This window comes from Mycobacterium shottsii (assembly GCF_010728525.1).
In the GTDB taxonomy this organism is placed as follows: Bacteria; Actinomycetota; Actinomycetes; order Mycobacteriales; family Mycobacteriaceae; genus Mycobacterium; species Mycobacterium marinum.
This window is the reverse complement of the sequence record NZ_AP022572.1, coordinates 544806-557970: the sequence shown is the minus strand read 5'-3', so window position 1 is coordinate 557970 and position 13165 is coordinate 544806. Positions and strand designations below refer to the sequence as shown.

Below are 13165 nucleotides of genomic sequence, written 5' to 3'. Positions count from 1 at the left end.
TTCTCTTGATCTATCCGGCAGTGATCAGGCCGATGCTGGGTTGCGTCAAGTGCCGAGGAGGCGAGCCATGCCGCTAGTTTTTGCCACACCGGAGATCATCGCGGCCGCAGCAACGGACTTGGCGCAGATTGGGTCGGCGATCAGCGGGGCCAACACCGCGGCGGCGTCTCCGACCACCGAAGTGCTTGCCGCCGGTGCAGATGAGGTCTCGACGGTAGTTGCGTCCCTGTTCTCCCGCTACGCCCAGGCTTATCAGGTGCTGGGCGCCGACATGGCGGCCATTCATGACCAGTTCGTGGAGGCCTTGAACGCCGGCGCAAATTGGTATGCCGGTGTGGAGTCGGCCAACACTTCGACACTACAAACCGTGCAGCAGGACGTGTTGGGGTTGATCAACGCACCCACGCAGGCCCTGCTGGGGCGAGGGCTGATCGGCAACGGTGCCGCGGGAACCGCATCGCACCCCGATGGGTATGACGGGGGGTTCTTGTACGGCAGCGGCGGTAGCGGCTACAACAGCGCCACCTCCGGAGTGGACGGCGGTGCCGGCGGGCCGCGGGCCTGATCGGCAATGGCGGTGCCGGAGGGGCGGGCGGAGCCGCGGCGGCCGGCGGGTCCGGCGGTCAAGGCGGCTGGCTGTACGGCAACGGCGGCGTTGGCGGGGCCGGCGTGGCCGGTGTCAACCCCACGACCATGCCGGCCGGCAACGGAACCCCAGGTCTCACCGGACGTGACACCGGCGGTTCCGGCGGTCCCGGCGCCGACGGCACCGAGTACGGGCAGACCGGCGGCACCGGCGGTACCGGCGGCTACGGCCGTGTGGAGGGGGCGACGGCGGCGTAGGCGGGGTCGGTGGGCAGGGCGCTCCAGGCGGCGTCGGGGGTAGCGGCGGCGGCGGTGGCACCGGTGCGGTCGGGGGTACCGGCGGCGCCGGCGGTGCCGGCGGAGACTCGGAATTTGCCGGCGGCAATGGCAATACCGGTGGCGACGGCGGCACTGGCGGGACCGGCGGAGCCGGCGGCGATGGCGGCAACGGTGGTGCGGGCGGCGCGGGAGGTCTGTTAGGGCACTCGGGTAACCCCGGGCTTGGCGGCGAGGGCGGTACCGGTGGCGGTGGTGGCGACGGCGGTCATTGGGGCGACGGTGGGGGCCCCGGAAGTGGATCGCGCAGGGGCATGTCTGGATCCCATGGCAGTTACGGACAACCCGGGGGTTCGGGCGCGGACGGGGCGCACGGCCAGCCGGGCTGATTTTGTCGATCGACCCCTGGGAGCTACCGGTTTACACTGGCCGGTGTTGTTTCATTGTTGTTGATGGGCGACGGAATCTGGTGAAATTCCAGAACGGTCGCGCCACTGTCTAGTCAGACCCGGCGCCCGTCATCGGCTACCCAAGTGGGGCGCGAGATCCCCAGAAGGAGTTGACCGTGGCGAACTCTCAGGCCGCCCAGGCCGGTTCGGTTGACCTATCGGCGGCAAGCGCAGCGCTGTGGCTGGCCGGCACGGCTGTCCTGGCGCTGTTGGCGATCTATTTCGTCGGCATCGATCAAGGGGCGGTATCGCTGGTGGGCGGCGATACCCACGTTCATGAGTTCTTCCACGACGCCAGGCATTTGCTCGGCTTCCCGTGCCACTGAGCCGGGCGGCTAACGTGGAGCGGCGCCTGATCGCACGAGGTCTGCTGGCGGGCGCGGTGGGTGCCGTGTTGGCGTTCGTGTTCGCCCGGCTGTTCGCCGAACCCATCATCGGCCAGGCTGTCGGATTCGAAGACGCCCGCACCGAAGCTGCGCACGCTCACGGGGTGCACGAGCACGGTGCGGAATTGTTCAGCCGCGGCGTGCAGGCCAACGCTGGATTGGGTTTCGGAGTCCTGATTTTCGGCCTCGCGGTGGGAGCCCTTTTCGCCGTTGTGTTTTGTCTGGTGTACGGACGCGTGGGAAACCCGTCGGCAAGCCCCGCACCGCGGGTGCTTTCGATTCGGCTAGCGGCGCTGGCCTTCACCGTGGTGTATCTGGTCCCGTTCGTGAAGTATCCGCCCAACCCGCCGGCCGTCGGTCAAGCGGACACCATCGGTGCACGCACCCTGTGGTACCTGGTCATGGTGGTGGCGTCGGTGACGTTGGCAATCGTGGCCGTCTATTTGGTGCGGTGGCTCTCGATGCAGATGGACATGTTCAATGCCGGGTTGCTTGCGGCCGGTGCGTACCTGATTGCGGTCACGGTGGTCATGGCGATCCTGCCGACCGTTGCCGAGATACCCCAGGGCTTTCCCGCCGATGTCCTCTACGAGTTCAGGTTGGTCTCGCTGGGAACCCAACTGGTGTTGTGGGCATCCATCGGACTGGTCTTCTCGGCGCTCGTAGGGCGAGGGCTGGACGAGCGGGCCGATAGCGGACGGGTGCAAAGCGCCGCGGCGTGACTGTTCGATGACCGATGTCACGCGGTTGATCCTGGTGTCGCACGGGATGACCGACGCGATGGCCGTCGGCCGCTTTCCCGACGACGAGCCGCTCAACCACACTGGTCGCCGATGGGCGGCGCCATTGGAGAGTAACCGCGACTCGCGACAATACGCCGGGCCCGAGCGGCGTTGCTGTCAAAGCGCGCAGCTGCTGGGACTGCAAGCGGTCACCGAGCCGCTGCTGGCCGATCTGGATTGCGGGCATTGGCGCGGGTCGAGGCTGGCCGACATTGCGCCCGCCGACCTTACGACGTGGCTGAGTGACCCCGGGCAAGCGCCGCACGGCGGTGAGTCGATTCTCGAGTTGATTGATCGGGTCGCCGGATGGTTGGAGTCATTACAAGGCAATACGGTCGCGGTGACCCACCCCGCCATAATTAGGGCGGCAATTCTAGTCTCCCTCGACGGCTGCCCGAAGTCGTTCTGGCGCATCGATGTTGCACCGTCAAGTCGGATAGCGCTCCATTACCGCGATCGGTGCTGGACACTGCGCCTATAGCGGTTTGGAAAGTCCCCGACTTACCCGCCCTGCGCAATTGGCCACTCCAACAGTCGGTTCGGGGCTGGGGCTGCGATTGCGCGGCCGGATTTCGTGCGTCGCGACCATCCACGGATGGTTGGAAAGCGCGGGTGAATGGACCGCGGTAGTTTATCGACACTGTTGTAAATTCTAGGTTTGTTACAGGGCCGATTGGGCCCCTTCTGAGACCAATCCAGGAGGGCGGTGGCGATGTCGCAAATGGCGCGTCCGGTTCGGGCTTCGACAACTCCCGCGCGGATTACGTTATTACTGAGCGATATTCGACTGCTTATTGAACCGAAGCAGCGAGCTGTGATCGATAATCTCTCGCCCGCGCTGCGGCTTTGCGCAGGGTTTCATATCGGCTGGTGGGAACCCGATGGGCGCGACAGTTCGGTGCGCCATGGCAAGGCTGTTCGGCCGGCCCTGTCGATTACCTGCGCGCGCGCAGCTGGCGGGGCAATGGATGCCGCGATTGCAGCTGCGGTAGTGGTCGAGTTGGTGCACGATTGTTCTTTGTTGCACGACGACATCATGGATGGTGACGTAACCCGGCGGCATCGCCCGGCGGCGTGGGTGGTCTACGGCGTACCGATGGCGATACTCACCGGTGACGCGCTGCTGGTGCTGGCGTTGGACTTGGTCCACGAGGGGGCCTCGGGCTCGGCGTTGCGCAAAGCGGCACTGGAATTGTGCGCCGGCCAATCCGCCGACCTCGCCTTCGAGCAACGCACCAAAGTCTGGTTGCCCGAGTGGTCTTCAAATGGCACAACAGAATACGGGCGCTCTGTTCGGCGTGGCGTGTCAATTGGGTGCGCTCGCGGCCGGCGCCGACAGTCTTGTTGCCGACCAGTACGCGCAGTTCGGTCGCCACTTGGGACTCTCTTTTCAGCTGGTCGACGACATTCTCGGAATCTGGGGCAATGAATCGGTTACCGGCAAACCCGTGTTCTCCGATCTGCAGTCGAGAAAAAAGTCGTTGCCGGTGGTAGCCGCGCTGTCCTCTGGCACGGCGGCGGGCGCCAAGCTGGAAACCCTGCTTGGCGGCAGTGACGCCCTCAGCGATCATGAGTTGGCGTTCGCCGCTGACTTGATTGAGGATGCGGGCGGCCGGGCTTGGGCGGAGGGGGAGGCGCTGCGGCATCGGGGCCTGGCTCTTGACGCTCTGGCTGCCGCCGAACCGGAGCCGACCGCGGCGGAGGATTTGCTGGCCCTGGCTGAGCTGATGACCGTGCGGGCGGCGTGATGCCCCGAGCGTGCGGCCGGTTTGCGAGGGTGCCCCGGACGCAGTGTCCGGGATTCGGGTATCCATGAACCGCGGCAATGTTCGTCCGAAGTTGGTGCTGGGTGTCATCGTTCTAGGCAGTTTCATCGCATCTATCGATTTGACCATCGTCAATGTCGCGCTGCCCACGTTGTCTCGTGCGTTGCGGGCTAGCAACGCCGAGTTGCAGTGGATCGTCGATTCGTATGCGATTGCTGCGGCCGGATTGCTTTTGGCGGCAGGCAATCTAGGCGATCGTTATGGCAGGCGCGGCTGGCTCACGATCGGCCTTGTCATTGTCGGCGCCTCGTCTGCGGTGGCCGCCAGCGCCGGCTCGGCGCAAGCAGTCATCGGGGCGCGCGTGGTGATGGGGGTCGGTGCCGCGATCATCTTTCCGACATCGCTGGCGTTGGTCACAAATGTTTTCGTTGATTCGACGCACCGCGCCAGAGCAATTGGAGTCTGGTCGGCGGTCACTGGCATCGCGGTGGTTGTTGGGCCGATTCTGGGAGGATGGCTGATAGAGCACTTCTCGGTGGGCTCGATCTTTTGGGTCAATGTACCGATCGCGGTTGTCGCCATAGTCAGCGTAAATATGTTTGTACCAACCTCGCGCAACCCCGATCGCCCACCGCTTGACCTGCCGGGGCTGCTTGTATCGACCATCGGCGTCACCGTCTTGACCTACACGCTCATCGAGGCGCCCAACATCGGCTGGGCCAGTGCGAGAACCGCTGCGGGCTTTGCGCTCGCGGTCGTCTTGCTCGCGGTGTTCCTCTGGGTGGAACGAAGAACGTGGCACCCAATTCTTGATCTGTCGATCTTCGCGAACCGCCGGTTCTCCGGAGGAACCGCGGCGGTCACAACCGCCTATCTGGTGATGTGCGGCTTCATCTTCGTTGCCACGCAGTACCTCCAATTTGTGGCTGGCTACCGCGCGTTCGACACGGGGGTGCGGCTGGTGCCGCTTGCGTTCTCCTATGCGGGCCTCAGTGTCATCGCTCCGCGCATTGTCGAACGGGTGGGTACCACCGCAGTGGTCACCAGTGGCCTTGTGATGGTGGCGGTTTCCGTGGCCTGCGCGGGTGGCTTCGACGCCGGCACGCCGTATTGGCTGATCGCGGCGGTGATGACCGCGCTCGGCAGCGGACTGGGCCTCACCATGGCCCCGGCCAGTGAGGCGATCATGGGTTCATTGAGCCCGACCGCCGCCGGTGTCGGATCGGCGGTGACCGGGGTGTCCCGCCAACTCGGGGCATGCCTGGGAGTGGCCATCGTGGGCAGCGTCTTCGCATCGGTCTACCTGAGGTCGATGAGCGATAATGCGGCGTTGCATGGCCTCGATCCGGCGGCGCGTGCCGCGATGCGGCAGTCGATGGCGGCAGCCAAGCAGGTGCTCGACCAGCTCCCCGTCGGGGAGGCGCCAGCCATCCGGCATGCCGTCGAATCGGCATTCCTGGAAAGCTTTGGCGTCGGTTGTCTGGCATGCGGGGTATTCGCCGCGGTCGGCGCGGTCGTGGTCGCATTCCTGTTACCCGCGCGCGGTGAGGCCCGCGACGACGCTGCGGTGTCGGTGGCGGCCTCGGCCAGCGGGCCAGCTGAAGGAGTCAAATGACCCACGAGCGAGACCCGCATGAGAATTCGGGCGATGGTCCCAGCCGGCGGGTCCTGGTGATAATCCCGACGTACAACGAGCGGGAGAACCTGCCCCTGATCCACCGGCGCGTCAAGGATGCCTGCCCAGACGTGCATGTTCTTGTCGTTGATGACGAAAGTCCGGATGGCACTGGCCAACTCGCTGACGAGCTGGCCGCCGCCGACCCCGGCTGCACATACGTGTTGCACCGCAACGTCAAGGACGGTCTGGCCGCGGCCTACCTGCAGGGTTTCGTCTGGGGTATGTAGCGCAATTACTCGGTGCTAGTCGAGATGGACGCCGATGGTAGCCACGCTCCCGAACAGCTGCACCGACTGTTGGAGGCTGTTGCGGCGGGCGCCGATCTGGCCATCGGGTCCCGCTATGTGCGCGGCGGGACGGTACGCAACTGGCCACGGCGACGGCGCGTGTTGTCCAAGGCGGCCAATACGTACTCGCGGTTGATACTGGGCGTCGGTGTCTATGACATCACCGGTGGCTATCGGGCCTATCGCCGCGAGGTGCTCGAGGCACTCGACCTCGACACTCTCGAATCCAGGGGCTATTGCTTCCAAGTTGAAATGACTTGGCGCAGCCTCAATGCCGGCTTCGCAGTGGTCGAGGTGCCGATTACCTTCACCGAGCGGGAGGTCGGTGCCCCAAAGATGAGCGGATCCAACATCGGCGAGGGAATAGTCCAGGTCGCCCGATGGGGCGTCAAAGACCGACTGCGGGGTCTGCGAACCGCCCGAATTTCGCTTGCCGGCCAACGGTTCGCAGCCGCGGTATGGACCGCTATTCGGGAGCGACCAGCGCGAAGACCTGCTTGGCGACCTGCAGCATCCATCCGGTCACATTCGGTCCATGGTCACGCGGCCAGTTCAGCTGGAAGCTCACCACCCACGTTTGCCCGGTCTTGTCCTCCGCATACCAGCTGAAGGTCAAGTCTCCCGGCAGACCACCGGCTTTCGCGCCGATGTAGGGCCAGTAGTTGCGGTCTAGCGCAATGCCCGCGACGGCGGACAGGATCTTTCGCACCGGTGCGGCGGGACCGACCGCATCGGCCTGCAGTGCCAGGTGGACCCGGCAGATGTCATCGGCGCTGCCATACCATTCGGCACCGTAGTTTGAGGCCGGGGTGTGGGCACGAGTCGGATCGGGGCGGTACGGAGTCGAATCGGCCTGTTCGAGTAATGCCGCTCGCTGTTGCGCAGACGCCTGCTTCCATTGCTCCCGCAGATCGGGTTGACCCCAACCCACCGAGAACAGCTCATACATGGTGGGGAAAGGAGTCATGCTGGCCGGATCGTGATGGCCGGCGGTGGCCAGCGCCTGCTCGATGGCATGCTTGCCCAGCCGCCCGATCAGCAAGTCGGTGGCCATGTTGTCGCTATTGGCGATCATTTTCTCGGCCGCCCGGCGTACCGAAACATGGTCGCCGGGAGATAATTCCAGGCCAGAGGAGCCGACGGCCTTGCTCTTGGCGGTAACGGTCAGCTGGTCGTCCCAGGATGCGGTGCCGCTCTTGATCGCATCCGCCAGGGCATGCAGCACGTACAACTTGAAAATCGATGCCAGGGGTAGAGGTTGGTTGGTGTTGGTGCCCGCGACTCGAGTGCACTGCCCCTTTTCGACCTTGGACACCTGGTAGGAGTATCGGGCGCCGGTCTTGCTCAATACGGCATCGACGTCACGCCAGGCGGTGATCGTCGGTGGGGGAAGCGTTTCGAGTTCGAACCGGTCCACCCAGCCGCCGTCATCGGTGTGCAGGCGGATGTCCTGTCGCGCGCCGTAGGAGGAGGTCAGGTGCAGCGTTGCCACGCTGGCGCTGATGTCCACACTGTCGAGGGCGAACGGCCGGTCCCACCAGAGTCCCTCCATAGTGGCTTTGACCGAGTCGACCTTGCTGGGCGCGGCCAGCGTGGCCACTCCGGCCGGGCCGATCGGCCAGTCCGAATTGAGCATGTCCATGGTCTGCTGGGCGCGCAGACCCGGTGGAGTCACGGTGTCGATCCGGCGTTGCGGGTTGGCCGCGTTGGCCGATGGGGTGGGCGAGGACGAGCACCCAGGTGTCAGCGTCAGCACCAGCGCCGCGGCGGCGGTGAGCACCGTCACGCTGCGCAGCCGGTTGCGGCCCCGGTTAGTCAGCCGGCGTGTTCCCTGCAACGTCGAGCACAACCTCGAATTCCAATAGCGAGGCGCCGGTTGACACGGGATTGGCCCGTTCGCCGGCATGAGCTTCTTTGGCGGGCCCGTTCGCCCAAGCCTGGAACGCTTCATCAGACTCCCAGTGTGTCACCACGAAGTAGCGGTCTTCACCCTTGACTGGACGCAGCAATTGAAAGCCGAGAAAGCCCGGAGAGTTATCCACCGCGTGCGCGCGGTCGGCGAAGCGCTTTTCCAGTTCGGGGCCAGCGCCGGCCGGCACCGAGATTGCATTGATCTTCACCACTGGCATTCGGCTAGATTACCGCGCCTGGCTCGAGCGTCGGCACGCCGCGCAAGATAGGTCCATGCCCACCGATCTGTTGACCTATCACGGCGGAGAGGGCGAGCCGTTGGTCCTGGTGCACGGGCTGATGGGCCGGGGCGCCACGTGGTCGCGTCAGCTGCCGTGGCTGACTCGCCTCGGTGCCGTGTACACCTACGACGCGCCCTGGCACCGCGGCCGCGACGTCGACGATCCGTATCCGATCAGCACCGAACGTTTCGTGGCCGACCTGGGTGAGGCGGTGGTCGAGCTGGGCGGGCCGGCCAGGCTGGTCGGACATTCGATGGGTGCCCTGCATTCGTGGTGTTTGGCCGCCGAACGTCCCGGGCTGGTGTCGGCGTTGGTGGTCGAGGACATGGCGCCGGATTTCGTCGGCCGCACCATCGGCCCGTGGGAGCCGTGGTTGCACGCACTTCCCGTTGAATTCGATTCGGCCGATCAGGTATTCGCGGAATTCGGGCCGCTTGCCGGGCAGTACTTTCTGGAAGCCTTCGACCGCACGGCCACCGGATGGCGCCTGCATGGGCACACCTCGCGGTGGATCCAGATCGCCGCTGAATGGGGTACGCGCGACTACTGGGCACAATGGCGGGCGGTGCGGCAGCCGGCGCTTCTGATCGAGGCCGGAAACTCCGTAACGCCGCCGGGCCAGATGCTTGCGATGTCTCGTGTGTCCAGCTGTACGGCATATGTGCACGTCGCGGGAGCGGGGCATTTGGTTCACGACGAAGCTCCCCATGTTTACCGACGAGCAGTCGAATCGTTTCTCTGCGGCGCACGACCATGAGCATGCCCGCCCCGATCCGAAGTCTTCTGACGCTGGCGTGAGCACACCCGATGGTGGCGCCCCGCCTTGCGTTGGTGCCTACGCAACGGGGGCGGCTCCGTGCGTCGTCGAACCGATTCGCGAAGTGATTTACGCGAAATCGGGTAGCGTATCCTACCTGGGTGAGCGTCGCGGGAAAGCGGAGTAGGGCAGCGCAGCCCCCCGTCGAAGCTGCTGATCGCACGTGGACTTTCCTGACGAATCATGCCCACGTCTTGTTGTGCTTATCGACTGGCGAACCGCTGACCACACGTGAGTTGGCAGTGCTCATCGGCATCACCGAGCGCTCTGTGCAAGCCATATTGACCGATCTGACCGACGAGAATTACCTCATCAAGTCGAAGGTGGGTCGTAGAAATGTGTACGAGCTGAACCCGGAAGGCAGGTTGCGCCATCCGCTGGAAGCCAGCCATACGGTGGGGGAACTTGTCGAAGCTCTATCGTGACCGCGGGATAGCGTGCGGGTATTGATTAGCTATTGACTAGCTACTTCGACCTGAAAAATTGAGCGTTGCGGTGATGGCTTGATCTGGGGACCCGGGATTGTGGCCGTAGGTTGCATCTGGGTCGGCCCGGGTGTTGGTTCATGCTGTGCGGGCGCCGATCTTGACGAGGTTGTGGGTGCAGACTCCGTGTCCGCACCAGGTTCGGGCGCCGGTGATGCCGGTGAGTTCGGTGCGGTTCCAGCCGTAGCTGCGTTTGATGTGGTTGATACGTCCTTCGGATCCGGTCTGCTATTTGATTTTTTCGCGGAACGTTCGCCGGTGCTCGAACTCGCGGCGCGTGGCGCTGGGTTTACTCTTGCGGGGGATGGCCACGGCACGTACGCCGAGTTCGTGTAGGTCGCGTTCCACCGATGCCTCGCCGTAGCCGCGGTTGGCGGTGACCGCGCCAGGCGTGCGCCCGGTGTGGGCGGTGATCCGTGCAATTGCCGGGGCCAGTTGGGGGGCGTCTGCGGGGTTTCCTACCTCGACGTTGTGGTCGAGGATGACCCCGTCGATATTGTCTACGATCTGGGCCTTGTAACCGAACTCCACGGGCCTGCCGAGGCGTCCTTTGCGGATTGGGCGGGCATCGACATCATGGAAGCTCACCAGCCGACTCGCCGACTCGGGCATTATCCCGGCCAGGCGGCTAAGGGTTTGGGCCACAACACGTTCGGCGCGTTCCACAAGGGTGTTCAGATGGTTGATCGCCCGGTGCAGCCGGCCTTTGCGCTGCCCGGTCGCAGTGCGCAGTGCACGTCGCGCGTTGCGGATCACCGCGGTGGCTTCGCGGATGCCCGATTCGGTGATCGCGGCCAGTTCGCCGCTGATCCGGCGTACCGCGGACTGGGCCGCATCGCGCTGCTGTTCGCCACGCAGTTTGAGCTTGGCGGCAATAGAGCGGGCCCGCCGCGCGGCCGAGCGCCGCCGGTCCCGGGTCCGGGTGCGAGCCGTCCCGCCCGCGGCCTTGATGCGTTTGACGGTGCGTGCCATCGAACCGATCGCCTTTGCCAGCAGGCCCGAATCAGTCGGGTAGGCCACCGCGGCGGCAATGACGGTGGTGTCGGCGCGGACCTTATCGGTCCGCAGCAGCTTGGCGCTGGCCGCCTTGGCCAACAGCGTCTCGGTGAGCCCGGCGACCGCGTCCTCGCCACACCGTGTGGTGATCTTCATCAACGTGGTCGGGTGCGGCACCCGGGTACCGAACGGAATCCGGCAAAACCGCTGCCAGGAGATCGAATCGGACACCTCCCGACACAAAGACTCAAAGCCCAGTCGGTAGCGGAACTTGAGAAACATTAGCCGCAAGTAGGTTTCCATCGGGATCGATGGCCGACCGATCCGGGCGTCGAAATACCTCGCGAAGGGCGCGAAGAAAACCGGATCATCCAACAGCTCATCTACCCGAGCAAGTTCCGCGGGCAACACCAACAGCTCGGCCGGCAGGATCGCATCCCACAACGTCGGCTGATCATTTACAGTACGAAACACAATGTCCTCGAATCCTTCTCACCAAGGGTTCGAGGACATTGTCCCAGTTCAAAGGCCATCAAGGCGCGCAACCACGCCCGACTTTTTCAGGTCGAAGTAGCTAGGGATTGCACTGCGGACAGTGGCGCGGGTCCGCAAGGGCTTGGTTGCGCTCAACCCTGGCGTAATGCTCGCATGCCGGACACGCCAGGATATCGGCGGAGACAACGCGCGTGGGCCACCCGCATGCTCGACAGGCCAGCCCTTCGCGCACCGCAACCTTCCCGTACCCGGGACACGAGCAATGAGGGCAGTACGTGGCGAGCCGGTTCGTGAGCCGAGCCGCCAGTACTGAAAGCACATCGCGTCGGCTGGGGTTGTGGTGGGCCCGCAGGTCCGGTTCCACCCAAACCGAGTGATGGTCACCAGCGGCTATCGCTGCCCCGACAACTTGGATAAGTGTGTCGGCATCGGTAATCCCTTTGCCGAACACTTGCACCTGATCGCCAACCCCGGTCTTCACGATCGCACCTTGCTGGGGGAAGCCGAAACGGTGTGCTGCGCGGACGGCGTCATCAGCGGTGTCCACTGCGGTGGGCGGACCAGGGGCGCCCGGGACATTGACACCCTCGACGACTCGGATGTCTCGGGTGTCATCAACAAACACCAGAATTTCTTCGTGCATGGCCGCCAAGCCACACCAGGTGTGGTAGCTGGCTTCGCTGGCCAAACCGTAGGGCACATCGGCCGATCCCATCGCGATTCGGGCTTTGGTGGTGGCGGCGGCTAGCGGTGTCTTGGCCCTGGTCACTTCTCCGGCAAAGGTGCCGAATTGGTCGGTGTCGATTCCTGCTGGCGCGACGACGCGTGCTCGGAGCGTCGTAGCGAAAGCGGATGCCACCTGATGCTCTTTCCCGTGCATGGTGCCCATGGCAATCAACGCTCCGGCGTAGCTGTCGATTGTCCGGTCAGGAAGATCTTTCCTGGTCATTTCCACGTCAATTCCACTGTCCGGGCTGGCCGCCGACCTGGATGGGCTCCTGCCAGGCCGGCGGCCCGCCTTACCTATACGCATTCCAGCAGCGGTGTTCCACTTTCCCCGACGTCGCCGAATGTCGCACAGACGCGAAGCCGGCCATCGTTGCTATCGCTGACCAGGCAGATGATCGCGCATTCTCCTGCGTCGACTGCCTTGGCCACCACGGGCGACTTGTGCAGCAGCGAGGAACCTGTGTGTACTACATGAGCTTCGGCCAGCTCGTCGACCGCGCTGATCGCCGCGTCTTGTCGGGCCAGTGACGACATCGCCTGCTCGACGACGGCTCGAGACGCTCCCTCGGGGATGCTGACGTTATTCCAGGACTCCAAGCGGTCTTCATCGCGGTGCAGTGTTCGTGGCCGAGCACGACGATCAGTGGAATGTGCAGCGTGCCGACGGCGTATTCGACGGTGGCCAAGACGCCGCTGTCGATCACGTGCCCCCAGTTGCTGGCGTCAACGAGTGATCCCCACGCTTGACCAAACACCGCCTCGCTTGCCGTATCCGCGTCGGCGCAGCGGAACACCACCGCAGAGGGTGACTGCTTTTTTGCGGGGTGCTTCCCAGTCGTCCGCAAGGTGCTGCGGAAGAATCGATTACCGGTCTGAAGCTGATTCCAGACGGTGGACGGGTTGGACATGGCAACTTCCTTTCTATGGTGGTGGACTAGCTGAAGTACTCGGGCCGGCTGACGTAGGTGTCGGTGACAAACATGACCCCCGGCGAGCCGTCGAGCAGGCGCCGCAATCCGGCGATCAGCGCCTCGGTCTTTGCATCCGGGACGACAGTGATGAGCATCTCGAGAGATGCCTGTTGATTGAAGAGCAGCCGGCCCTGGTGATAGCCGTGATGGCCAAGTCCAGAGACGCCCGACACGCTGGTGAAACCTGTTGCCCCACAGCTGTTGAACTGATCTCGTACTGCAGGTGCATGTTCCCCGGTGACAACGACTTCGATCTTGGTCATCTTGGTCA

Annotated in this window: 14 protein-coding genes and 3 pseudogenes; 10 read left to right on the top strand and 7 right to left on the bottom strand. The window is 64.4% G+C overall.

Translation table 11 applies throughout. The features are described 5' to 3' along the window. The first annotated feature begins 67 nt into the window (after nt 1-67). The 8 genes and pseudogenes from G6N41_RS02635 to G6N41_RS02600 form a co-directional block, all read left to right on the top strand. Nucleotides 68-1250: pseudogene (locus G6N41_RS02635) on the top strand (PE family protein). A 176-nt stretch (nt 1251-1426) separates the two neighbouring features. Next, nucleotides 1427-1636 carry a CbtB domain-containing protein gene (locus tag G6N41_RS02630; RefSeq protein WP_020730863.1) on the top strand — a complete coding sequence of 70 codons (210 nt, stop codon included), beginning with the start codon at nt 1427-1429 and terminating at the stop codon, nt 1634-1636. Between the two features lie 14 nt (nt 1637-1650). Next, nucleotides 1651-2418, top strand: coding sequence for a CbtA family protein (locus G6N41_RS02625; protein ID WP_198967687.1), 768 nt, complete (start codon nt 1651-1653; stop codon nt 2416-2418). Nucleotides 2419-2425: 7 nt separating this feature from the next. Beyond that, nucleotides 2426-2959 carry a histidine phosphatase family protein gene (locus tag G6N41_RS02620; protein WP_198966521.1) on the top strand — a complete coding sequence of 178 codons (534 nt, stop codon included), beginning with the start codon at nt 2426-2428 and terminating at the stop codon, nt 2957-2959. 231 nt (nt 2960-3190) lie between these two features. Continuing rightward, the gene (locus tag G6N41_RS29875; protein WP_198966520.1) at nt 3191-3907 is read left to right on the top strand and encodes a polyprenyl synthetase family protein; all 717 of its coding nucleotides are present in this window, start codon (nt 3191-3193) and stop codon (nt 3905-3907) included. Further along, the gene (locus G6N41_RS29410) at nt 3789-4226 is read left to right on the top strand and encodes a polyprenyl synthetase family protein (protein WP_198968085.1); all 438 of its coding nucleotides are present in this window, start codon (nt 3789-3791) and stop codon (nt 4224-4226) included. Before G6N41_RS29875 ends, G6N41_RS29410 begins: the two co-directional genes overlap by 119 nt. Nucleotides 4227-4290: 64 nt before the next feature. Next, nucleotides 4291-5859, top strand: a complete 1569-nt coding sequence (locus G6N41_RS02605; RefSeq protein ID WP_198966519.1) for a DHA2 family efflux MFS transporter permease subunit — start codon at nt 4291-4293, stop codon at nt 5857-5859. Then, a pseudogene (locus G6N41_RS02600) lies at nt 5847-6611 on the top strand (polyprenol monophosphomannose synthase); the annotation flags it as partial. The gene G6N41_RS02605 and the pseudogene G6N41_RS02600, both read left to right, overlap by 13 nt. Before the next feature lie 64 nt (nt 6612-6675). Here G6N41_RS02600 and G6N41_RS02595 read toward each other — a convergent pair. Both G6N41_RS02595 and mhuD read right to left on the bottom strand, forming a co-directional pair. Then, nucleotides 6676-8046, bottom strand: coding sequence for a serine hydrolase (locus G6N41_RS02595; protein ID WP_407663768.1), 1371 nt, complete (start codon nt 8044-8046; stop codon nt 6676-6678). Further along, complete coding sequence (mhuD, locus tag G6N41_RS02590; RefSeq protein ID WP_198966518.1) at nt 8021-8338, bottom strand: mycobilin-forming heme oxygenase MhuD; 318 nt, start codon at nt 8336-8338, stop codon at nt 8021-8023. The genes G6N41_RS02595 and mhuD overlap by 26 nt, the downstream gene beginning before the upstream one ends. Before the next feature lie 55 nt (nt 8339-8393). Between mhuD and G6N41_RS02585 the strand changes: the two genes are divergently transcribed. Beyond that, entirely contained in the window at nt 8394-9158 is a 765-nt protein-coding gene (locus G6N41_RS02585; protein WP_198966517.1) for an alpha/beta fold hydrolase, read from the top strand. Between the two features lie 161 nt (nt 9159-9319). Further along, nucleotides 9320-9643 carry a helix-turn-helix transcriptional regulator gene (locus G6N41_RS02580; protein WP_036456727.1) on the top strand — a complete coding sequence of 108 codons (324 nt, stop codon included), beginning with the start codon at nt 9320-9322 and terminating at the stop codon, nt 9641-9643. Between the two features lie 288 nt (nt 9644-9931). Here G6N41_RS02580 and G6N41_RS02575 read toward each other — a convergent pair whose 3' ends face one another. The 5 genes and pseudogenes from G6N41_RS02575 to G6N41_RS02560 form a co-directional block, all read right to left on the bottom strand. Further along, a complete protein-coding gene (locus G6N41_RS02575) occupies nt 9932-11173 on the bottom strand; it encodes an ISNCY-like element ISMyma11 family transposase (RefSeq protein ID WP_198966516.1) in 1242 nt (413 codons plus the stop codon). A gap of 100 nt (nt 11174-11273) precedes the next feature. Next, on the bottom strand, nt 11274-12143 hold the full coding sequence (locus tag G6N41_RS02570; RefSeq protein ID WP_198966515.1) for a DUF6671 family protein: 870 nt from the start codon (nt 12141-12143) through the stop codon (nt 11274-11276). 74 nt (nt 12144-12217) lie between these two features. Continuing rightward, nucleotides 12218-12520: a hypothetical protein gene (locus tag G6N41_RS27790; RefSeq protein WP_231608792.1), complete on the bottom strand. Its 303-nt coding sequence runs from the start codon at nt 12518-12520 to the stop codon at nt 12218-12220. A 47-nt stretch (nt 12521-12567) separates the two neighbouring features. After that, nucleotides 12568-12831, bottom strand: a pseudogene (locus G6N41_RS29870) (carbonic anhydrase); the annotation flags it as partial. 26 nt (nt 12832-12857) lie between these two features. After that, entirely contained in the window at nt 12858-13157 is a 300-nt protein-coding gene (locus tag G6N41_RS02560; protein ID WP_231608791.1) for a P-II family nitrogen regulator, read from the bottom strand. Nucleotides 13158-13165 lie beyond the last annotated feature (8 nt).

What these genes read in the sequence shown, in the direction of transcription:
- G6N41_RS02620 (WP_198966521.1), top strand. Translation starts at nt 2,426, where the DNA reads ATGACCGATGTCACGCGGTTGATCCTGGTGTCGCACGGGATGACCGAC.
- G6N41_RS29875 (WP_198966520.1), top strand. Translation starts at nt 3,191, where the DNA reads ATGTCGCAAATGGCGCGTCCGGTTCGGGCTTCGACAACTCCCGCGCGG.
- G6N41_RS02605 (WP_198966519.1), top strand. Translation starts at nt 4,291, where the DNA reads ATGAACCGCGGCAATGTTCGTCCGAAGTTGGTGCTGGGTGTCATCGTT.
- mhuD (WP_198966518.1), bottom strand. Translation starts at nt 8,338, where the DNA reads ATGCCAGTGGTGAAGATCAATGCAATCTCGGTGCCGGCCGGCGCTGGC.
- G6N41_RS02585 (WP_198966517.1), top strand. Translation starts at nt 8,394, where the DNA reads ATGCCCACCGATCTGTTGACCTATCACGGCGGAGAGGGCGAGCCGTTG.
- G6N41_RS02570 (WP_198966515.1), bottom strand. Translation starts at nt 12,143, where the DNA reads ATGACCAGGAAAGATCTTCCTGACCGGACAATCGACAGCTACGCCGGA.
- G6N41_RS02560 (WP_231608791.1), bottom strand. Translation starts at nt 13,157, where the DNA reads ATGACCAAGATCGAAGTCGTTGTCACCGGGGAACATGCACCTGCAGTA.